This window comes from Sulfurimonas limnophila, from assembly GCF_059705345.1.
Genome location: NZ_AP046127.1, coordinates 935,938 through 957,961, shown reverse-complemented (window position 1 = coordinate 957,961; position 22,024 = coordinate 935,938). Strand labels below are relative to the sequence as shown.

The 22,024-nt window shown below is 32.0% G+C and carries 24 protein-coding genes; 20 read left to right on the top strand and 4 right to left on the bottom strand.

Going from position 1 to position 22,024, the window contains the following annotated elements; all coding sequences use genetic code 11:
- Nucleotides 1-70 precede the first annotated feature (70 nt).
- The 3 genes from AC6H33_RS05035 (at nt 71) to pdxA (ending at nt 3,841) form a co-directional block, all read left to right on the top strand.
- Nucleotides 71-2,005, top strand: a complete 1,935-nt coding sequence (locus AC6H33_RS05035; protein ID WP_497605865.1) for a thioredoxin domain-containing protein — start codon at nt 71-73, stop codon at nt 2,003-2,005.
- Nucleotides 2,006-2,138: 133 nt separating this feature from the next.
- Entirely contained in the window at nt 2,139-2,921 is a 783-nt protein-coding gene (locus tag AC6H33_RS05030; protein ID WP_497605981.1) for a pyridoxine 5'-phosphate synthase, read from the top strand.
- A complete protein-coding gene (gene pdxA / locus AC6H33_RS05025) occupies nt 2,918-3,841 on the top strand; it encodes a 4-hydroxythreonine-4-phosphate dehydrogenase (RefSeq protein WP_497605864.1) in 924 nt (307 codons plus the stop codon). The genes AC6H33_RS05030 and pdxA overlap by 4 nt, the downstream gene beginning before the upstream one ends.
- Here pdxA and AC6H33_RS05020 read toward each other — a convergent pair.
- The 4 genes from AC6H33_RS05020 to AC6H33_RS05005 form a co-directional block, all read right to left on the bottom strand.
- A complete protein-coding gene (locus AC6H33_RS05020; protein ID WP_497605863.1) occupies nt 3,838-5,568 on the bottom strand; it encodes a polysaccharide biosynthesis protein in 1,731 nt (576 codons plus the stop codon). The two genes, pdxA and AC6H33_RS05020, sit on opposite strands and share 4 nt — an antisense overlap.
- 59 nt (nt 5,569-5,627) lie before the next feature.
- Nucleotides 5,628-6,593, bottom strand: coding sequence for an MraY family glycosyltransferase (locus AC6H33_RS05015; protein WP_497605862.1), 966 nt, complete (start codon nt 6,591-6,593; stop codon nt 5,628-5,630).
- A gap of 181 nt (nt 6,594-6,774) precedes the next feature.
- Nucleotides 6,775-7,191, bottom strand: coding sequence for a type II toxin-antitoxin system VapC family toxin (locus AC6H33_RS05010; protein WP_497605861.1), 417 nt, complete (start codon nt 7,189-7,191; stop codon nt 6,775-6,777).
- The gene (locus AC6H33_RS05005; protein ID WP_497605860.1) at nt 7,175-7,459 is read right to left on the bottom strand and encodes a hypothetical protein; all 285 of its coding nucleotides are present in this window, start codon (nt 7,457-7,459) and stop codon (nt 7,175-7,177) included. Before AC6H33_RS05005 ends, AC6H33_RS05010 begins: the two co-directional genes overlap by 17 nt.
- Nucleotides 7,460-7,634: 175 nt before the next feature.
- On the opposite strand from AC6H33_RS05005, the gene AC6H33_RS05000 reads away from it, so the two are divergent.
- From AC6H33_RS05000 to AC6H33_RS04920, 17 genes are all read left to right on the top strand, one after another.
- Nucleotides 7,635-7,979 carry a MarR family EPS-associated transcriptional regulator gene (locus AC6H33_RS05000; protein ID WP_497605859.1) on the top strand — a complete coding sequence of 115 codons (345 nt, stop codon included), beginning with the start codon at nt 7,635-7,637 and terminating at the stop codon, nt 7,977-7,979.
- Nucleotides 7,976-9,058, top strand: coding sequence for an NAD-dependent epimerase (locus AC6H33_RS04995; RefSeq protein WP_497605858.1), 1,083 nt, complete (start codon nt 7,976-7,978; stop codon nt 9,056-9,058). Before AC6H33_RS05000 ends, AC6H33_RS04995 begins: the two co-directional genes overlap by 4 nt.
- Nucleotides 9,059-9,946 (top strand): glucose-1-phosphate thymidylyltransferase RfbA, encoded by an 888-nt coding sequence (gene rfbA, locus AC6H33_RS04990; protein ID WP_497605857.1) that lies wholly within the window; start codon nt 9,059-9,061, stop codon nt 9,944-9,946.
- A 3-nt stretch (nt 9,947-9,949) separates the two neighbouring features.
- Nucleotides 9,950-10,525, top strand: a complete 576-nt coding sequence (gene rfbC / locus AC6H33_RS04985; RefSeq protein ID WP_497605856.1) for a dTDP-4-dehydrorhamnose 3,5-epimerase — start codon at nt 9,950-9,952, stop codon at nt 10,523-10,525.
- On the top strand, nt 10,518-11,267 hold the full coding sequence (locus AC6H33_RS04980) for an NAD-dependent epimerase/dehydratase family protein (protein ID WP_497605855.1): 750 nt from the start codon (nt 10,518-10,520) through the stop codon (nt 11,265-11,267). The genes rfbC and AC6H33_RS04980 overlap by 8 nt, the downstream gene beginning before the upstream one ends.
- Complete coding sequence (gene rfbB, locus AC6H33_RS04975; RefSeq protein ID WP_497605854.1) at nt 11,260-12,342, top strand: dTDP-glucose 4,6-dehydratase; 1,083 nt, start codon at nt 11,260-11,262, stop codon at nt 12,340-12,342. Before AC6H33_RS04980 ends, rfbB begins: the two co-directional genes overlap by 8 nt.
- A gap of 25 nt (nt 12,343-12,367) precedes the next feature.
- Nucleotides 12,368-13,693: a flippase gene (locus AC6H33_RS04970; RefSeq protein WP_497605853.1), complete on the top strand. Its 1,326-nt coding sequence runs from the start codon at nt 12,368-12,370 to the stop codon at nt 13,691-13,693.
- A complete protein-coding gene (locus tag AC6H33_RS04965; RefSeq protein WP_497605852.1) occupies nt 13,690-14,994 on the top strand; it encodes a Coenzyme F420 hydrogenase/dehydrogenase, beta subunit C-terminal domain in 1,305 nt (434 codons plus the stop codon). The genes AC6H33_RS04970 and AC6H33_RS04965 overlap by 4 nt, the downstream gene beginning before the upstream one ends.
- Nucleotides 14,991-15,191: a hypothetical protein gene (locus AC6H33_RS04960; protein WP_497605851.1), complete on the top strand. Its 201-nt coding sequence runs from the start codon at nt 14,991-14,993 to the stop codon at nt 15,189-15,191. The genes AC6H33_RS04965 and AC6H33_RS04960 overlap by 4 nt, the downstream gene beginning before the upstream one ends.
- An 87-nt stretch (nt 15,192-15,278) precedes the next feature.
- The gene (locus AC6H33_RS04955) at nt 15,279-15,899 is read left to right on the top strand and encodes a gamma-glutamylcyclotransferase family protein (RefSeq protein WP_497605850.1); all 621 of its coding nucleotides are present in this window, start codon (nt 15,279-15,281) and stop codon (nt 15,897-15,899) included.
- The gene (locus AC6H33_RS04950; protein WP_497605849.1) at nt 15,899-16,639 is read left to right on the top strand and encodes a hypothetical protein; all 741 of its coding nucleotides are present in this window, start codon (nt 15,899-15,901) and stop codon (nt 16,637-16,639) included. Before AC6H33_RS04955 ends, AC6H33_RS04950 begins: the two co-directional genes overlap by 1 nt.
- 33 nt (nt 16,640-16,672) lie before the next feature.
- On the top strand, nt 16,673-17,800 hold the full coding sequence (locus AC6H33_RS04945) for a polysaccharide pyruvyl transferase family protein (RefSeq protein ID WP_497605848.1): 1,128 nt from the start codon (nt 16,673-16,675) through the stop codon (nt 17,798-17,800).
- Nucleotides 17,790-18,566, top strand: coding sequence for a glycosyltransferase family 2 protein (locus AC6H33_RS04940; protein WP_497605847.1), 777 nt, complete (start codon nt 17,790-17,792; stop codon nt 18,564-18,566). The genes AC6H33_RS04945 and AC6H33_RS04940 overlap by 11 nt, the downstream gene beginning before the upstream one ends.
- Nucleotides 18,566-19,876 (top strand): O-antigen polymerase, encoded by a 1,311-nt coding sequence (locus tag AC6H33_RS04935; RefSeq protein ID WP_497605846.1) that lies wholly within the window; start codon nt 18,566-18,568, stop codon nt 19,874-19,876. Before AC6H33_RS04940 ends, AC6H33_RS04935 begins: the two co-directional genes overlap by 1 nt.
- Nucleotides 19,873-20,697: a glycosyltransferase gene (locus AC6H33_RS04930; protein ID WP_497605845.1), complete on the top strand. Its 825-nt coding sequence runs from the start codon at nt 19,873-19,875 to the stop codon at nt 20,695-20,697. The genes AC6H33_RS04935 and AC6H33_RS04930 overlap by 4 nt, the downstream gene beginning before the upstream one ends.
- On the top strand, nt 20,694-21,404 hold the full coding sequence (locus tag AC6H33_RS04925; protein WP_497605844.1) for a glycosyltransferase family 2 protein: 711 nt from the start codon (nt 20,694-20,696) through the stop codon (nt 21,402-21,404). The genes AC6H33_RS04930 and AC6H33_RS04925 overlap by 4 nt, the downstream gene beginning before the upstream one ends.
- Nucleotides 21,401-21,988 carry an acyltransferase gene (locus AC6H33_RS04920; protein ID WP_497605843.1) on the top strand — a complete coding sequence of 196 codons (588 nt, stop codon included), beginning with the start codon at nt 21,401-21,403 and terminating at the stop codon, nt 21,986-21,988. Before AC6H33_RS04925 ends, AC6H33_RS04920 begins: the two co-directional genes overlap by 4 nt.
- Nucleotides 21,989-22,024: the final 36 nt, after the last annotated feature.

Below are 22,024 nucleotides of genomic sequence, written 5' to 3'. Positions count from 1 at the left end.
ACTTATCATTTAAGCAAAATATCATCAACATTTCCCTACTCTACATAAAATTAAAATACAGAGAATTATTATGTCAAACAGATTAGAAAAAGAGGACTCTCCTTACCTGCAACAGCACAAAAATAATCCAGTTGATTGGTACCCATGGTGCGATGAAGCTTTTAAAAAAGCAAAAGATGAAAACAAAGCTATATTTATCTCCATTGGTTACTCTTCTTGTCACTGGTGTCATGTTATGGAGGAGAATGTTTTTGAAAACAAAGAGTGCGCAGATATATTAAATAAACATTTTATCAGTATTAAAGTAGACCGTGAAGAGCGCCCAGACATAGACAAACACTATCAAGAAGTATATATGTTACTAAACCGCAGAAGCGGAGGATGGCCAACTTCTATCTTTTGTACACCACAAAATAAACCATTTTTTGCAGGAACATATATAGCTCCACAAACAACAGAGGGAAGTATCGAGGGGATGGGTTTTATCGAGCTTACAAAACTCATAGCATCTAAAATCTCTGCAAATGATGAGCAGTTGTTAAAAAATGCAGACGAGATAGAGGGGTTTTTAAACAACCAAGAGCATCCAAAAGAGGCAACGGTTCTAAAAGAGGATTTTGTAAAAAACTTTATGCTTCAAGTAAAAAACAACTATGAAACAGCTTACGGAGGCTTTTCTCATTCACCAAAATTTCCTCATGTTAGCACATTGGGCACACTGCTTGTTATTGACAAACTATATGATGATAAAGCGGCAAAAGCTATGTTTTTACATACACTGCGTATGATGAAACAAGGCGGTATATACGACCTTGTTGATGGCGGGTTTTGCAGATACAGCGTTGATGATAAATGGTTAGTACCGCATTTTGAGAAGATGCTTTACGATAACGCCCTGCTTTGTGAACTCTACACAAACGCTTATCTCTCTTATGGTGATGAGAGTTTTTTACATATTGCTAAAGAGTGCGCAGATTTTTGGCATAACTTTATGAGTGAAGACGACCTTATGTATAGTGCTAGTGATGCCGATAGCGAGGGCGAAGAGGGAACTTACTTTGTATATAGCTATGATGAAGTTTATACACTTTTAAAAGATAACAACTACTCAAATATAGAGGCTATTTTAGATGCACTGAGTGTCACAAAAAATGGAAATTTTGAGGGAAAAAACATCATCAGATTTAGAGATGAGAGTGGAGTTGAAGGTTTTAGTGAAATTAAAAGGCTTCTACAAACTCTAAGAGCTAAAAGAGAGTACCCTTTTATAGATAAAAAAATCCAAACATCATGGTCTGCAATGATGATAAAAGCACTCTTCAACTTAGGCAAAATCGACTCTAACTATACACAAAGAGCTATAAACTCGCTAAACGCACTACTAGATACAATGTACCTTGAGAGTAAACTTTATCACACGACTCTTATACATAAAACTCCTAAAGTAGAGGCTTTTTTAGAGGATTATGCTTATCTCTCTTCTGCTCTGATAGAAGCATATAACGCAACACAAAATGAGCTATATCTTATCCGCGCACAGCACTTAGCAAACATAGCTTTAGAGAAGTTTTATGATAAAGGAACATGGAGATTTAGCGTTGGAGAGTTTGAGACAAAAGCGGAAATCTCTGACAATACCTACACAAGTTCTGTTGCAATCATAGTTGATGTTCTGCTCTCTTTAGGCACACTTTTAGAAGATGCGAAATATAGCCATTTTGCCTTCAAGACACTAGAATACAACTCTTACGAACTAGGAAGAAGACCTGTTATATACCCTTGCATGTTACGTCAAATGTTGCGCTACTTAAAGGGCGATAGAGTTATAAAATCGGAACAGAAAAACTTAGAATCAAATGCGCTAAAGATTGCCTCACTAAACTACCCATTTATATTTAAAAAAGCCTCTGAAGATAAAGGTTTTATGATTTGTGGAGATAAGAGTTGTTTTGCCAATACAGACGATGTAAATAGTATCAATGATATAATTGAACAAACTTTTTAAAGGATTTGTAATGAAAAAAATTATTTTAATGACTTTTTTGGCAGTTGGAACAGTAGTTACATTTAACGCATGTGAGAGAAATGACTACCAACATCCTCTACATAGAAGCAGATAGGATTTTAATTTGAACAGTATGAAATTAGGCGTAAACATAGACCATGTAGCGGTTTTAAGAGAAGCTAGAAGAGTGAATGATCCAGATATCTTAAACGCTCTTTATGTTGCTACACAAAACGGAGCAGACCAGATAACTATCCATCTTAGAGAAGATAGACGTCACATTCAAGACGCTGATGCATATGCTATTATAAAATACTCTAATGTCGGTGTAAACCTAGAGTGCTCCATAAACAGAGCTATTTTAGATATCGTAACTGACTTGAAGCCTCACCGCGCTACTTTAGTTCCAGAGAAGAGAGAAGAGGTAACAACAGAGGGTGGACTTGATGTTTTTGGCTATGAAGATGAGATAGCTTATGCGATAGAGCTTTTACATGACTATCTTATACCTGTGTCACTATTTATAGACCCGACCATAGAGGCTGTTGAGAAGTCAAAAGAGTTGGGAGCTGAGATGGTTGAGCTTCATACTGGAACTTTTGCAAATCTCTATGCGATGCTTAACTCCTCACTTCCGCACTCCAATCACTCCATAAAAGAGCTAGAACTTCCTCGCCATGAGCTCTCCATCAGACTTGAGAAGTCCATCTTAGCAATAGATGAAGCTGCAAAACATGCAAAAAAAATCGGTCTTGAGGTTGCTGCTGGGCATGGACTAAACTACCACAATGTTCATGAGATGATGAAGATAGCTGAGATAACAGAGCTAAACATCGGTCAAAGCATAGTAGCTAGAAGCCTATTTTGCGGTTTAGGCGAAGCTATAAAAGAGATGAAAAGATTAACAAGCCGATGAGCAAAGTGCGCATTGCTATAAGTGTTGGAGATTTAAATGGTGTTGGAATCGAGATAGCGATAAAAGCACATGAAGAGGTCTCAAAGCTCTGCGCTCCTCTTTACTGCATAAACTCTTACATGTTAAATCAAGCGTCAACCCTTCTAGGCTATAAAATCCCATCAAATTTTGAAATATCAGAGACTGCTGGAGAGTTTGCTATAAAAAAAGGGTGCGTTGATAAAGATTCTGGCAGATACTCTTATGACTCTTTCATTCATGCCATATCTTTATGTGAGCAAAAAAAAGCCGATGCAGTTGTAACTATGCCTATTCACAAAGAAGCTTGGATGTTAGCTGGACTCAAATACAAAGGTCACACCGACTTGCTTCGTGAGCACTTCAACAGAGATGCCATTATGATGCTTGGATGCCAGAAGATGTTTGTCGCTCTTTTTAGCGAACATATCCCGCTAAAAGATGTCGCTTCATCCATAAAATATAAAAAGTTAAAACAATTTTTTTTAGATTTTAATAACTCAGTACCAAATGAAAAAGTGGCTGTTCTTGGGCTGAATCCACATGCTGGAGATAATGGAGTTCTTGGAAATGAAGAGCTGATAATCACAAAAGCAATAAAAAGCGCAAATAAAAAAGTAGGTTTTGAGCAGTTTATAGGTCCAATAGTCCCAGATACTGCTTTTACTCCACACGCAAGAGAGAAATTTAGATACTTTATCGCCATGTACCACGATCAAGGCTTAGCTCCTCTTAAAGCGCTATATTTTGATGAGAGCATAAATGTATCACTAAATCTACCAATAATTAGAACATCAGTAGACCACGGCACCGCATTTGATATAGCTTACGAAGGAAAAGCAAAAACTCTAAGTTACATAAACGCCATAAAAAGCGCCATTGCTCTTAGAGGAGAGCTTTAGTTTGCCTGATGATCAAATTCTGGCACTATCTCTCTTAGCTTTTCTAATTTATCTTCACAATGAACTAAATCATAGATATCTTGGTTTAACTTCTCTATATAATAATTAGTTCTACCAGCAACTGTTATAGACTCATACTCTGTTTTTGCATCACTTGAGTCGATAAGAAGCTCTTCATAAAGCTTCTCTCCACTCCTTAGACCTGAAAACTCTATCTCTATATTTTCTCTTCCAGATAGCTCAATCATCTTTTTGGCTAAATCAAATATCTTTATAGGCTCTCCCATATCAAGTATAAATATCTCTGCACCCTTTCCTATACTTGCTGCTTGAAGTACAAGCTCACAAGCTTCAGGGATTAACATAAAGTATCTAGTTATATCTGGATGAGTTACTGTTATATTTTTTCCAGCTTCTATTTGCGCCTTAAATTTTGGTATCACACTGCCGCTGCTTCCTAAAACATTTCCAAATCTAACCGCTACAATTTCAGTTTTTGATGAGAGTACATTCTGCGCATAAAGTTCACAAATCCTTTTAGTTGTTCCCATCACATTTGTAGGACGCACTGCCTTGTCGGTTGAGATAAGAACAAATTTTTTAACGCTATGTTTTATTGACATATCTATGACATTTTTTGTCCCTATAACATTGTTAATAATTGCTTCGGTTATATTTTCCTCTACAAGCGGTACATGCTTATATGCGGCTGCATGTATAACAATATCTGGCTTGTACTTTTCAAATGTGGCATCTAGGTGTTCTAAATTAACCACAGATTGCATAACAAGCTTTGGTTTGTATTCGCAAAGCTCTTCTGCTATAAGATATAGATTAAATTCACTGTGATCTAGCAACACAAGCTCTTTTGCTCCAAAGAGAGCACACTGTCTTGCTATTTCACTACCTATGCTTCCACCAGCACCAGTGATTAAAACTCTCTTTGCGCAAATAAATTTTTTAATAGCTGTTTTATCTAAATCTTTTGGGTGACGGGCTAGTAAATCCTCAACACTGATATCTTGAAGTATCGCAGAGTAGTTTTTATCTTGAAGTATCTCATCAATAGCGGGTAATATCTTTATCTGTTTAAAATATGGGCTAAGTCTCTCATGAATATCTTTGATTCTATCTTTTGAAGCACTCGGAATTGCGATAATAAGTAAATCATACCTGTTTTGCTCACCTATTATCTCTTTTATCTGAAACTTAGAGACTACCTTGATAGCATCTATACTACGGCCTTGAGTAACTTTATCATCATCGACAAAATACCTTACTTTATATGCACTGTCCCTAAACTCATCTTCGAGTTTCAAACCAGCTTTTCCAGCACCATATATCACTAGAGACTTTGTTTTTAGAGCAGTACTTCTGTTTATGTAATAGTGATACGAATACATCAAAAATGTAACCGAGATAAGATAAAAAGATGCCTCAGAGATTAAAAAAACTATTCGCACCTCTTGATAGTAGATTGCAAGTGATATAAACAATGGAACTACGACTACGAGTGTTTTTAAAAGAAATGTTTTTTGTGTCGCTTTTGACCATGAGAGGGAATAATCTTTGTAAATAAGAACAGATGCCACTACTCTAAGAACAACTATAGTCGCAACCACACCCCAGTCAAATGGAAGATGAAAAATAAAATATGTCCACGAAAACGTAAACATAGATACAATTATGATGACAAGAAAATTGAGTACTTTTTTGCTTAAAATCATCTATCTTTTCACCTCAAAAAATTTATCTTGCTAACTTATCAGCATCTTAACTAAAACTGCTACACAAACTGCTTTTTACTATCTATAAATTTCATCACACCATAAAGAAGCACTATGCTAAGCGCAAAACTTATAGCAATATTTGGTATAAAATATACTAGCAAAAATATCACTACATTAAGCCCAAGTGCGTAAACGGTAACCTTACTATGGCTCCAACCAGATTGTGTTAGTCTTTGATAGGCATGTTTTTTATGTGCGATACTTAATTTCTCACCATTAATCTTTCTTCGCACTAAAGTTATGGTAGCATCAAACCAAAATACTCCATAAAGTGTGATCCATATCCATAGGTTTGAACTTTCAATATTTGCATAATAGATTGTGATAATAGCTATGGTGTAGCCTAGAAGTGTGCTTCCAACATCTCCCATAAATATCTTAGCTTTATGCCAGTTCCAATATAAAAAGCCTAACACCGACACTCCAAGCACTGTAAAGTGTTCTGCTCCACCAAACAAAAGTACACCAGCAATACTTAAAAATATAAACTCTACAGCCAAATAAGAGTCTATCCCATCGATAAAATTAGTTAAGTTTATGTACCACAGTATCAACAGTAAGGAAAATAAAGATGTGATTATAGGGTTTGCAATATTAAATATTCCAAAAGTTATGACATCTAATCCGCCAATAATATAAAGCCCCGCAACTCCTATAAAAGTAAAGACTATCATCCTAGTCTTTGGCTTTAGCTCTATTATGTCATCCATAAGACCAACCATCGCTATCACAGCACCCAAAATAAGTGCAAAGAAAAGTGATGATTCTATTTGGTCGTTTATATACAGATAGATAAGCCCTGCAAACCAAGTAATAGCGACAGCTATTCCACCGCCATGAGGAGTAGGTACACTATGACTACTTCTTTCATTTACCTCTGCTACAAGTGATTTTTTTATAGCATAATTTTTTATGAGATAAGTGATGGTAAAAGATATTAAAAATAGAACTATATAAATCATATGTTATTGCCTTATGTTACAAATAGATTCGCTGGTTTGATATCTATCTCATAGCTTAAAATTATTTCTAGCTTCTGTCATACTTACTACTTGCACCATGCTACCGCTACATTATTTTCATAAACTGTCAACATTCAAAATTCACCATTCAACATTAACCTAATTCCGCCTGTGACAATACTCACTTGCCATTAAAAAAGGCATCAACACTCATTACTTTTACACCACAATTTAAAAACTTTACATCATTACTTAGCAACACTTCGCAGCCATTTTCTTTTGCACATAGACACTGTAGCATATCTTCTAAATCTAAGTTACTACCAAGAGATAGTTCAATAGCATTTTTGATGACATCTTTACCAAACGCAGATACAGTCCAGTCCTCTAGTATAACTTCTAAAAACTTCAACATTTTCTTCTTATCTTTGGATATATAAAATAAAGTACTAATCATATCTTCACTAATAAATATATCATATTTATTTTTTATCAAGAAACTAAATAGTTGAGTTGTTTCTAAATGTTTTGGTCTTGATGAATCAACAAAATCCATGATGACATTTGTATCTAAATATATTTTATTTCTTGTTGGCACGCGCGTCCCTTAACTCACTAGAACTCATTTCCTTATATTTTGAGTCTATCTCAATTGAACCAGAAAACTGCATAATTTTATCAAGTTTTTTCTGATTCTCATTAGATATTTTCTCCTCTAAAAAAATTTTAAATTCCTTAGCATACTTAGGAGACACAAATAAGCCTTTGTACTCATGAGTTTTTTTATCTTCAACTTCAATATAATCATAACCATCTAAAATATTAGAATTTCTAGCTAATTCTCTAAATCCAACTTTTATTGTCATCATATATCCTTTGTAGTCTTTGTGTATATTGTAGCATTTTTATTTAATTCTGTCAATTGTCTTATAAGAAATATTATCATTTTAAAATAATAATATAAAATTATTTAATCATATTCAAAGTCTAAACGCTATACAATTCAATCACTAAACACGATTTATACAAAAGGTTAAAAAATTGACTCAAGAAGAGATTGAACTAGAGGTTTTAAGAACATTAGGAAAAGTAACTAATCAACGAACTATAGGTGAAGAGATAGGTTATAGTGCAGGTAAGGTTAACTATGTTCTTAAAAAACTTGTAGAAAAAGGTTTGGTTAAAGTTGATAGATTTGTAAACTCAAAAAGTAAAATACAATACAAATATCTTTTAACTCCAGAAGGTATAAAAGAAAAAATTACTCTAACAGATAAATTTATCGAAATTAAAAAAGAAGAGTACGATAAACTTCAACAACAAAAAAAAGAGTATGAAGAGATGTATGATATGTCAAATCTTAAAAAGGCACATTGTACTAAATGAAAATACTAGTTACAGGAACAGCAGGTTTCATCGGATACCACTTAGCCAAAAAACTCCTTGAAAGAGGAGATGAAGTAGTAGGACTAGATAATATCAATGACTACTACGATGTAAATCTAAAGTATGCAAGGCTAGAACAATTAGGAATAAAAAGAGACGAAGTCGAATCTGATAATTCAACATTCAAAATTCATAATTCAAAATTATTTCCTCGCCACAAATTCATCAAAGCAAACCTAGAAGATAGCCAAACTATAAACAACCTTTTTGAGACTGAAAAGTTTGATGCAGTATGCAACCTAGCAGCTCAAGCAGGTGTAAGATACTCTATAGAAAATCCACATGCTTATATTCAAAGTAATGTAGTAGGTTTTATGAATATTCTAGAAGCTTGTAGAAATTATGGTGTAAAAAACCTATCTTATGCTTCAAGCTCATCAGTATATGGACTAAACAAATCCCAACCGTTCAAAACAAGTGACCATACAGACCATCCAGTATCACTTTATGCAGCTACTAAAAAAAGTAATGAGATGATGGCTCACACATACTCTCATCTATATGGAATTTTGGCTTCATCGTTGAGATTTTTTACTGTCTTTGGTGAGTGGGGGCGACCAGATATGGCTCCTATGCTTTTTGCAAATGCTATCACAAATGACAGACCTATAAAAGTATTTAACCATGGAAATATGTCTAGAGACTTCACTTATGTAGGTGATATAGTAGATGGAATAGTAAAGGTAATTGACAATCCTGCAACTCCAGTCATTGCGAGTGAAGCGAAGCAATCCATCAATTTGCCACCTGATAGATCTACTGCCCCATATAGAATCTATAACATTGGAAATAACTCTCCAGTTCAACTTTTAGATTTTATCAAAACGCTTGAAAAAGCCATAGGAAAAGAGGCTAAAAAAAACTATATGGATATGCAAGATGGAGATGTAGTATCTACTTATGCAGATGTGAGTGACCTTATCAATGACTTTGGATATAAGCCTGATACATCGCTTGAAGTTGGAATTGAGAGATTTGTGAAGTGGTATAAAGAATTTTATAAAGATGGAGGAAAATAAATGAAAGGCATAATCTTAGCAGGTGGAAGTGGAACACGACTTTATCCAATCACAAAAGGGGTATCTAAACAACTAGTACCAATCTATGATAAACCGATGATTTACTATCCTCTTTCAGTTTTAATGCTTGCAGGGATAAAAGAAGTTTTAATAATCACAACTCCACAAGATCAGCAAAGTTTTATAAACCTTTTGGGAGATGGAAGTGATCTTGGTATGCGATTTGAATATGTAGTGCAACCTAGCCCAGATGGATTAGCACAAGCTTTTATATTAGGTGAAGAGTTTTTAGATGGTGATGATGCTTGTTTAGTTTTGGGAGATAATATCTTCTATGGTCATGGATTAACTAAATTAGTTGCACAAAGTGTAGCAAATGTAAAAGAGAACAATGCAACAGTATTTGGATATTATGTAAGTGACCCAGAGAGATATGGAGTTGCAGAGTTTGATGATGAGGGAACTGTAGTATCTATCGAAGAAAAACCAAAAGAGCCAAAATCAAACTATGCAGTTGTAGGACTCTACTTTTATCCAAATGATGTAGTGAAAAAAGCTGCACAGGTAAAACCATCAGACCGTGGTGAACTTGAAATTACAACTCTCAATGAAATATATCTTCACGAATCAAGACTCAAAGTGGAACTTATGGGAAGAGGATACGCATGGCTTGATACTGGTACTCATGAATCTCTCCTTGAAGCTAGTCAATTTATCCAAACTATTGAAAACAGACAATCACTAAAAGTAGCATGCTTAGAAGAGATAGCTTATGAGATGGGATATATCTCAAAAGAAAAACTCCTTGAACTTGCCGAGCCTTTAAAGAAAAACCAATATGGTCAATACCTTATCAATAGAGCAAATCAACCAAGAAGGATGAAATAGCTTATGAACTTTATAAGAACACAAATCCCTGATGTGGTGATAATAGAACCAAAAGTTCATGGTGATAGCAGAGGCTATTTTGTAGAAACATTTCGAGCTGATAAACTAGAAGAGTTTTTAGGCTACAAGATTAACTTCTGCCAAGACAACGAGTCTAAATCTTCTCGTGGCGTTTTAAGAGGTCTTCATTATCAACTTCATCCCGCTGCTCAAACTAAACTAGTAAGAGTTATCCAAGGTAGCGTTTTAGACGTAGCGGTAGATATCAGAAAAGATTCTCCTACCTTTGGACACCATGTATCGGTTGAATTATCAAGTGAAAATAAAAAGCAACTTTTAGTTCCTAGAGGGTTTGCTCATGGTTTTGTAGTACTTGAGGATGATACTATCTTTGCTTATAAAGTAGATAATTATTATAGTCCCCAAAATGATAGAGGGATAGCATTTAACGACCCATCTTTAAATATAAACTGGATACTAAACCATGATGAACTCAACCTATCGCCTAAAGATACTAAACAACCACTTCTAAAAGATACAAATGATATATTTGAATTTGGAGTAGATTATTATGCTTAATATTTTAGTGACTGGTTCAAAAGGGTTCATAGGTAAAAATTTACTAAAAAAACTTGATAGCAACTATTTTAATATATTAGAGTTTAATCGGAATGATTCTTTAGAGACCTTAGAAAAACAAATCATTCAAAGTGATTTTATAGTTCATTTAGCAGGGGAAGTCAGACCAAATAGCTCTAATGATGATTTTAAAAATTCAAATACCTTACTTACTCAAAATATTGTAGATTTTCTTAAAAAGAACAATAAAAATATTCCTATTTTGATAGCTTCAACTATCCATGCAAAACTTCTTAAAAATGAATATGGTAAAACAAAAAGAGAAGCAGAAGTTTTAGTCGAAAACTACTCAAAAGAGACAAATGCAAAATGTTTTATTTATAGACTTCCTCATGTGTTTGGAGAAGGTTGTAAACCAAATTACAATTCAGTCATATCTACTTGGATATACAACAGTATCCATGATTTGGAGATAAACTGTTTTGATAGAAATATTCAGATTCACTATGTTTATGTACAAGATATAGTTAATGATTTTGTATCTATCATTGATAATCAAACTTCACAAGAAACATATATTGAACCAAAGAAAGTTTATGAAACTACATTGGGAGAAGTGCTAGATTTCATAGATGAATTCAAGCACAACATTCAATCTCAAGATTATCAACAAAACAGTTCAGAATTCAAACAAAAACTTTATGAAACATACTTAGATTATTATAGGACTTCAAATGTTTAACAATAAAAACAAAACAATACTCTTAACAGGAACAGCAGGATTTATAGGGAGTAATTTTGTACCATATTTCCTGGAAAAATACCCAGAGTACACTATAGTAAATCTTGATCTGCTAACATACGCAGGAGATTTAGAAAACCTAAAAGAGTGTAAAAACAACTCTAGATATAAGTTCATCAAAGGTGACATCTGTAATCGTGAACTAGTAGAGTTTATCTTCAATGAATATGATATCCAAGGTGTAATCCATTTTGCAGCTGAATCTCATGTGGATAACTCTATCAAAAATCCAGGTGTATTTGTACAAACAAATGTAAATGGTACCTATACCCTTGTCGATGTAGCGAAAAACTATTGGATGGAAAAACCATTTGTTTATAAAGAAAGATTTATCGGAACCGATGCTTTAGCTTCGGCAAATGGCGAGGTTAAAACCTCACTTCCAAGATTTCATCACATAAGCACCGATGAAGTCTATGGAACACTCACCCTTGACCCAAATGATTTGTTTCGTGAGTCTACTCCCTATATGCCAAACTCTCCATATTCTGCTTCAAAAGCTTCAAGTGATATGATTATAAGAGCATATCATGAAACTTATGGACTCAATACTGTTATCACAAACTGTTCAAATAACTATGGACCAAAACAACATGATGAAAAACTAATACCTACAATTATCAGAAATGCTCTCAAAGGCAACCCAATCCCAATCTATGGTGATGGGAAAAATATCCGAGATTGGCTCTATGTACTTGACCACTGTAAAGGGATAGATATCGTTTATCATACTGGTAAAACAGGAGATACTTATAATATCGGTGGAAGAAATGAAAGAACAAACCTTCAAATCGTAGATAGAATCTGTACAATCCTTGATGAAAAAGTACCACAAGCTAACGATTCTTACAAAGATTTAATAACTTTCGTAGAAGATAGAGCAGGACATGATAGAAGATATGCAATAGATGCTACAAAACTTGAAAATGAACTTGGTTGGAAAGCTGATGAGAATTTTGATAGTGGGATTGTTAAGACGGTTGAGTGGTATTTGGGGAAGTATGGAAATAAATAGATGAGATTATCTCAAAGATTATATAATGCCAAATAATTCTGGTTTCAAAAAATATCTATCAAACACTTCATGGCTTTTTGCTGAAAAAATATTTCGTATAGCTATTGGTTTATTTATTACTGTTTGGCTTGCTCGATATTTGGGTCCTGAACAGTTTGGTATTTTTAACTATGCTCTTTCTTTTGTGGCGATTTTTGGAGTGTTGTCATCATTGGGGTTAGACAAGCTTGTAACCAAAGAGTTGCTTTCTCATCCTCAAGACACTCAAGAGATTATGGGTACTTCATTTACTCTTCGTTTTATCGGCACAATTTTACTTCTGCCATTGGCTGCGTTTAGTGTGACTATTGTTCGTCCTGAGAGCGACCTTATATTTTTCATGGTTATCATCATCTCTTCAGCTTTCTTTTTTAGCTCTTTTGAAGTCATAAAATACTGGTTTGAGTCACATGTTCAAGCAAAATACAGCGCAATAATCGATGCAATGGTTATTTTTGCTAGTTCAATTACCAAAGGTGTTTTAATCATACTCGAAGCTCCGCTTATTGCGTTTGCATGGGTAGTTTTGCTCGAAAGCATTTTGCTTGCTATTGGTTTAATAATAATTTATCTTAAAAAATCAAATAAAATTTCAGATTGGAAAGTTTCATTTATTAAAGTAAAATATTTACTTAAAGAGGCATGGCCGCTAATACTAGCTGGGACTCTATATGTACTTTATACAAGAGTTGACCAAATTATGCTTGGAAGTATGATAGGTGATGAATCGGTGGGGATTTATGCAGCTGCTGTAAGAATAAGTGAGGGTTGGATGTTTATTCCTGTCATCATTGCTACATCATTATTCCCTGCTATGCTGAATGCTAGAAAAAATAACTATACTTTATATCTACAAAGAACACAACATCTTTTAAATCTTATGGCACTTTTGGGTGTAGTTGCAGGTGTTGGGATTATTTTTGTAGCTTCACCTTTTATAAACTTGATTTTTGGAGAAAGCTATAGTGAATCTTCGCTTGTACTGACTATTCATATTTGGGGTGGAGTCTTTATGGCTATGAGTGCAATTTCTTATAGGTACTTCATAGCAGAAGGACTGCAAAAATCTTCATTTTACAGAGGTTTGGTTGGTTTTTTTGTCAATATCGTTTTGAACTATTTTTTAATTCCTTTATATGGAGCAGTTGGTGCCGCTATTGCTACTGTAATATCTCAATCCATGGCACTTTATTTTTTTAATTTTACAAATACAAAAACAAGACCTATGTTTTACATGCAGACAAAGGCATTAACTCTTTTTGGAAGTTTAAATACGTTAAAACATATAAAATCATTAAGGACACATGGATGAGACCAAACATAACAGAACTAATCGTCAATCAAGATAAGTGCATCGGGTGTGGAGTTTGTGACACTATTTGCCCTGTGAATGTACTTGATATGCAGTTTAATGCTATTGGGATGTATGAGCCAAAAGAGAGTGAAGGATGTTTAGACAAATGCACTCTTTGTATTGATGTTTGTCCTTTTATAGAAACGAATAAAACAGAAAAAGAGTTAGCAAAAGAGCTTTATGGCAAGCAAGAAAATATTTCATTTCATAATGATTTAGGGTTTTATACAAGTACTCATGAAGTGCATAAAAAAGAACTAAATGACAGACTCCAATCGGCTTCTGGTGGTGCAGGTCATGCCATACTAAATGCATTGTTGGAATCAAAAGCAGTTGATGCAGTTTTGAGTGTAGAGCCAAATGAAGATGTGGACAAGCTTTTTAAATTTTCAGTATTTAAAAACTCTGAAGAACTTCAAAAAACTCGTGGTTCGATTTATTACCCTACAGAACTTTCAGAGGTACTTGATTTTGTCATGAGCAATGACGGCACCTATGCTGTTACGGCACTACCATGTTTTGCAAACGCCATACGCTTAGCTCAAGAAAAAAACCACAAACTAAGAAAACGAATCAAATTCATCATTGGTCTTGTTTGTGGACAAATGAAAACAAAAGAATTTACCCATACACTTGCACGAAACGCCATCAAAACAGATAGACTTGAATATGTAAAGTTTAGAGTCAAGCAAGAAAATGAGCCAGCAAGCAACTTTGCCTTTGAGTTCAAAGGCAAAGTTGGCTCAGCTGGACGGCTCAGCAGGACGGCTCAGCAGGACGGCCCTGGTAAATTATGGGGAAGTAGAGCATTTACACCTATGGCATGTAATAGTTGTACGGATGTGTTTGCTCATTGTGCAGATATAGTACTTATGGACGCATGGCTTCCTGAATATACCAAAGATTACAAAGGGCATACTTTAGTTATATCTCGCACAAAAGAGATTAAGGATTTTTTAGAAACGCTCTCTAGCATTGTGAACAAACCTATAAGTGCTAAAAAAGTTTTATTGTCTCAACAAGCTGTAGTTGACAATAAAAATGCCGTTGCGCTAGGAACTGGAGGTATTTTTTTAAGACAAACAACAAAAATACGACTCCAAATCCAAAAACTTTCACTTGAAGGGTATGAGAAAAATAGAGCAGAAATACAAGCCTTATCTCAAAAAATTGAAAAACTACACAAAATAAAAGGGATTTTGATATTACCAAAAAGAGTTGTTTCAAAAATATATAGAATAATAAAAGGGACAAAATGAAAATAGGGATACTAACCCTCCCGATAGCCGAAAACTATGGCGGGATTTTACAAGCTGTAGCACTCTATAGACTTCTGCATAAAGAGGGGCATGATGTGGTTTTGATATATAAAAAAATTACTGAAAATATACAAAAAATCGTAACACTTATTTGTAAGAAAAATTCTATTTTATATAGATTTTTTATCGCTATATAGGTATTTAGAAGTATTTTAAATATTTTAAATAAATAACTATATAATCTTAAAAAATCGTAACACTTATTTGTAAAAAAAGGACTAAAAATGACAAAATCTCAACAGATTAAAAAATTTATAAAAACACTTCCTTGTCATGAAAATTTTACATTTAAATATGTTCGTGAAAACTTACCAGAACTATCTACCGATGTAGTGCGTATCAACCTACATAGACTTCATGACAGTGGACTAATCACTATACAAGACAAAGGTGTTTTTTCAAAAGAAGATGAATATTTTGAAGTCTATCTTTTTGTATATGGTTCATTGAAAAAAGGATTTGAAAATGAACATATACTAGACAAAGGCAGATACATCTCAAAAGCAACAACAGTTAGAAAATTTGCAATGTATAAAGCAAAAGGCGGGGAGTATCCATATTTACTCAAAAATAAGCCTCTGCATAATATTGAAGGAGAGCTATATAAAATAGCACGAAAAGATTTATTGAAAAAAATCGATATTTTTGAGGGTAGTCCTGATTATTATACTAGAGAAGCAATAGAGGTCAAAAGTAGAAGCTTTGAGACTAACAAACGAGCTTTTACATACTTTTATACTAATAAACTCGACTCTAAAAAGAAACAACCTATAACAACATGGAAAAAACAAGAATCTTTTGATCTTGATGCTTATTATAAATCCATCATGAATGGAGAGAATTAGTGACACTACACAATGATTTAAGATTTGGATGTGAGTTTGAATTTTATCCGAATATAATGTTAGAAGATGAAATAATTGATTCTCTTGAGAGTGTTTTAAAACCTGATATATCTCTAAGATTACATCTTGATAGTAATGATGATGAAAATATGAACTATAAAAATGAGCCATCTCTTAGAGCGAGAACAGGTAAGGAAATTACAACACCTATTTGTTCTTATGAAGATTTGAAGCATTATATTTATACTATTTGTAAAATAGTTGATAGTAGTGGCGAAACTAATGAAGATACGGGATTTCATATACATATCTCTACAATAGACACAAACATAGAAGTGGATTTTTACAAGTTTATGCTTCTATGCGATAAATCTTTACTGCTAAATAATTGGGGAAAAAGAAATGGTTATTGTTTAAATGTGATGGATGTATTAACCACTCTTGACATGGAAGAAGCAAAAAAACTCAAAAATAAAAAGGGAAGAGTTTGGAATCTTGAAAAAAGAAAAGAAAAAGGAATTATAAATCATATTGAGATACGTACAATGGGTGGCACGAACTATCAAAGAAAACCTGACCAAATCTTAAGAGAACTAGATCAATTTATTGATATATTTAAACGATGTATTAAAAATACAAATCAAGATGAAGAGTACAAAATAATTTTGCAAAAACATATGGAAGTTGTCATATCAGCACCAAAAAAACGTAGAGAAAAGTTTTTACAAATTATTGGTTAGATTTAAAAAAAAAATAGAAGGAATAATTACAAAATGAAAATAGGAATACTAACCCTCCCGATAGCCGAAAACTATGGCGGGATTTTACAAGCTATAGCACTCTATAGACTGCTGCATAAAGAGGGGCATGATGTTGCTTTGATATATAAAGAAAGTGCTTATACTCAAGTATGGTGGAAAAAAATAGTAAAAGAGATATTGCTTAAAATCCCTTTTCAAGATTTTAAAAATTTTAAAGCAAGTAAAAAACTAAATGAAGAAAGAGATACAAGAAAGCTATTTCATAGACCATTTATAGAAAAAGAGATATTTAAAATAAGTGAAGATTTATACACAAAACAAGCTTTAGAAAATTTTGCCAACAAAGAGAACTTTGATGCGGTCATAGTCGGAAGTGACCAAGTTTGGAGAAAAGCATATATAAATGACAAATATTATAAAAGTTATTTTTTTGATTTTCTAGATGGTAGTAAAACTAAAAAAATAGCTTATGCAGCCTCTTTTGGAAAAGATGTGTGGGAAGGGGAAAATGATAGCGAAGAGATAGCTAAGCTTCTAAAAGAGTTCACCGCTATATCTACAAGAGAATTATCAGGAGTAGATATTTGTAAAAATACTTTTAGTTATAACGATGCAAAACATGTTTTAGACCCAACAATGCTTATGAATAAAGAATTTTATATAGATGAGATTATCTCAAAATATGATATTTCAAACATCTCAAAAGGTGGATTGGTCACTTATGTTTTAGATGAAGAGCAAGAAAAAGAAAGGATTATCAACTTTGTAAAAGAGAATGTTGAGTTTGAGAGTGTACATCATCTCAAAGGATTTGATAGTTCAAAAATAACCTATTCAGTCCCTCAGTGGTTAGCTTCTTTTGCTTATGCTGATGCAGTAGTGACGGATTCTTTTCATGGTATGGTTTTTTCTATCATCTTTGAAAAAGATTTTGTAGTGATAGGAAATCACGATAGAGGTTTGGATAGATTTACCTCGTTACTTTCTTTACTAGGTTTAGAAGATAGAATGGTTTTTAGTGTGGAAGATTTGAAAGATAAAAAGATAAATAGTATTGATTACACAAGTGTAAATAAGATTCTAGAAGAGAATAAAAAAAGCTCGTTAGAGTTTTTGATGGGAGCTTTGAATGGTGAGTGAGAATAGTGTATTAGTAAGTATAATCATCCCAACATACAACAATGCAAATACAATTTGTAGGTCTGTTGATTCTTGTATAAATCAGACTTATGGAAATATAGAAATAATTGTTATTGATGATGGCTCAACTGATAATACTAAAGATGTTTTGAGTAAATACAACAAAGATGAAAGATTTAAGTATATTTATCAAGAAAATCAAGAAAGATCAGCTGCACGAAATCATGGCTTAGATGTGGCACGAGGTGAATATATACAGTTTTTGGATTCTGATGATGAGATATATCCTACAAAAATAGAAAAACTAGTGAATTTTTTGGATGCTAATCCTGAATATTTTTTGGTTTATTGTGGAGTTGAGTATAAAAATGAGCTAGGTCAAACAACTCATACTTTAGAACCAAAGATAGATGGAAATATTGATTACGAGATTTTGAAAGGAAATTTTCTTGTTATTCATTCTCCATTATTTAGAAAAACTGATGTTAGATTTGATACAAAAATTAATCGTTTGGAAGATTGGAAATTTTGGATTTATGTTGTAAAAAATAAACAAATAGCTTATCTAAATGAGATTTTGTGTGATGTGTATATTGAAAAGCAATCAAGAAAGAAATATATTTTAAAAATGTTACAAGGTGATATAAGAATTTATACAGAACTTCTTCAAGATTCTTCATTTAAAAAATATAAATTTAATCTTATATTATTGAAGCTAAAGAAGTATATACAATATTTTTATCATTTGATTAAAAGTAGTGATTAATGATAGTAAAAATTAATCAAATTAAAGCATTTTTTTTTATATCAATTATTCTCTCAGGTGTTTTTTTTTATTTTCTTGATCTAAGCTTTAAAGTTGGAAAAGAATTTTTCTTAATAGGAATTTTATTTTTATATTTACTCTTTATACTTTTTTTAAGTGTAAAAAAATTTAATAATTTACTTAATCCAATCACTTTACTTATTCCTTTTTTATTTGCAATTATTTATTACCAATTTATGATTTCGCAAAGACAGGAAGAATTATCATTTGAAACCAATTTGTCTATATTTTTATTTTTATTTTTTTACATAGCAGGAGTTTTTGTAAAGTTTAAAAAATATTCTTCGGATAAAATAAATCTAGTAACTGTTGAAAGAAATTATAATTTTCTAAAATTACTATTTATTGGTGGGATAATTATTTTTTTAATTGAAATGTTTTTAAATGGCGGATTTCCTTTTTTGATGACATTGTTTTATGGTATTAATATTTACACAGAAATGAGCTATGTTCCAGTTCTTCACTATTTGGTAATGTTAAATTCTTTATTTCCAGCTATTTTTTATTTTTATTATAAAAAAAGTGTTATATCGAAGTCCCAATTTATTCTATTTATTGCAATATCTTCTTTTATTTTATTAAACTTACTTTCTAGGCAAATTATGATTTTAGGCATAATGACTTTTTTCTTAGTGTATGTCAAAGTCAATAATTTAAATATCGGTAGATTATTGATAATCTTTGTTCCATTTGTTGCAGTGTTCTTTTTAGTGCTTGGTACGGTCAGATTTCAAGCTATTGATGTTGAAGTTGATGAAGTCACTTTTATGAAATCTTATTCTGATGTTCCAATTGATTTGGATGTCAATATGTTTGATATAACTTATAATCTATATACTTCTATGAATTTTAATACATTAAATGAAATGATTTTAAAGAGTCAGGATTATATGTATGGCATAAATACTTTCAAATCTTTAATTCAATTATTTAAAATAGACCAAGCATTTGGGATAAGCTATCTTGATGAATTCAATACTTTTGGAAAATTAGCGACTATAATAGGTGATCCATATCTTGATTTTGGTTATTTAGGAGTGGCTTTTTTTGCATTTTTATATGGGGTATTTGTTTCTTTTATATATAGAAAATATATATTTAGTAATGATTTAAGTTATACCATTGCTTGGTCAGTAGTTTCTTATATCATGATAATGAGTGTGTTTGCAAATTATTTTAATGTTTTATTTATTTGGATCTGTTTGTTTTTAGCTTTTTCTCTAAACTACAAATTAAAAGTGACAAAATGAATTTATTAATCTCAATAGTAATTTACAATAAAAAAATATCAGACTTAACAATTTTAAAGAATGTACCAAATGAAATAATTGATATTTTCATTTACGATAATTCAAAACTTCCGCAAGAAGTATCAATTTTTGAAAATGTAAATATTTATTATGAACACGATGAAAATAATAGTGGAGTAAGTCGTGCGTACAATCAAGCTTATAAAAAAGCTAAAGAATTAAATAAAGAACTTTTATTGGTTTTAGACCAAGATAGTAGTTTTGAGTTAAATTTTATAGAACAATATATGAAAATGTATGAGACATATAAAAATGATTACATTTATGTACCAATAGTATGTGATGAGAAAAAAACAAAAATTTACTCTCCTGCGTTTATGAGCAATTTTGTAGGAAAAACACAATCTTTTGAAAACTTTGTTTACGAGAAAATCTATAGTTTGCTTGGTAAATCAGTTATAAATAGCGGGCTAATGATACCTATAGAAATGTTTGAAAAAATTGGTGGATATAATGAGAATTTAAAACTTGATTTTAGTGATATTTATTTTATTGAAAAATATAAAGAAATAAATCCAAAAATTGTTTTAGTAAATGTATATCTAAAACACAGTATTTCAGGTGATGAAGGAAAAGATTTTGCAAGAGAATATAACAGATTTAGGTACTATTGTAGTGCTTCAAGAGAGATAGGAAATGCTTTAAATACAAATGTTTTATGGTCTCCTTTGAGAAGATTGATTAGATTAATTTTAAAATATAAAAAATTGAGTTTTATAAAAGTATTTTATGATTATTATATAAAAGGAAAAGAAATATGAAAATATCAGTTTGTATGGCAACATATAATGGTGAAAAGTATATAAAAGAGCAATTGGATTCTATATTATCTCAAATAGGTGAAAATGATGAAATTATAATTTCTGATGATAGTTCTACGGATAATACAGTTGAAATTACAAAGTCTTTTAACGATAGTAGAATCAAAATTTATAAGAATACAAAAGAAAAAGGTTATACAAGAAATTTTGAAAATGCACTTGAAAAAGCTAGTGGTGATATAATTTTTTTATCAGATCAAGATGATGTTTGGGTAGAAAACAAAGTTCAAAAAATGACCGAAATACTTAAAAAATACGATTTTGTAGTTAGTGATAATAGCATTGTGAATGAAAACCTTGGGATAATAAATAAGTCACATTTTGAAGTATATAAAACTGGTAGAGGTTTTATAAGAAATTTATTATTACCAAGATATGTGGGTGCTTGTATGGCATTTAAAAAAAATGTATTAGAAAAAAGCTTACCATTTCCAGAGAATGCAAAATTATGTGCTCATGATTATTGGATTAGTTTAGTAGCAGAGATGTATTTTAAAAGCTATAAGCTGGATGAACAATTACTATTATATCGAAGACATAGTTCAAATGCTTCAAGTGGTGGTGAAAAAAGTAAAAATAGTTTAGCTCATAAATTAAAAGTGAGACTTTATACTTTAATGCATTTAATAAAGAGGTATTTCAAATGATATTTAAAATATTTTGGATTTTAAGAGGTTTGATATACAAGCCATTTTTTGCAAAATTTGGTTTACCGTCGTATATTGGAAAACCTGTATTTATAGGGAACTTTAAAAGAATTTTTATAGGCAAAAGAGTTCGCATTTTCCCAGGAGCTAGGGTAGAAGTAGTAGATAAAAATTCTTCTATTATCTTTAAAGATAATATTTCTATTGGGCAAAATCTGCATATCATTTCAGGTGGTGGACAAGAATTGAGAATAGGTGAAAATACAACTTTTTCTGCTAATGTATTTGTTACTAATATAGATCATCAATATGATGAGATAGATAAACATATACTTGAACAACCTCTTGTAAGTGCAAAAACACATATAGGTGAAAATTGCTTTATAGGATATGGAGCCGTTATACAAGCAGGCACGATATTGGGTAAGCAGTGTATCGTCGGAGCAAATGCAGTTGTAAAAGGTCATTTCCCTGATTATTGTGTAATAGTTGGAGTTCCTGCTAGGATAGTGAAGAGATATGATGAGAAGAGTGGTGTTTGGAAGAAGACGGATAAGAATGGGGAGTTTGTAGATGAGCTATAGATGGCATCTGTAATACAAAAGATGTTAAAATTAAGA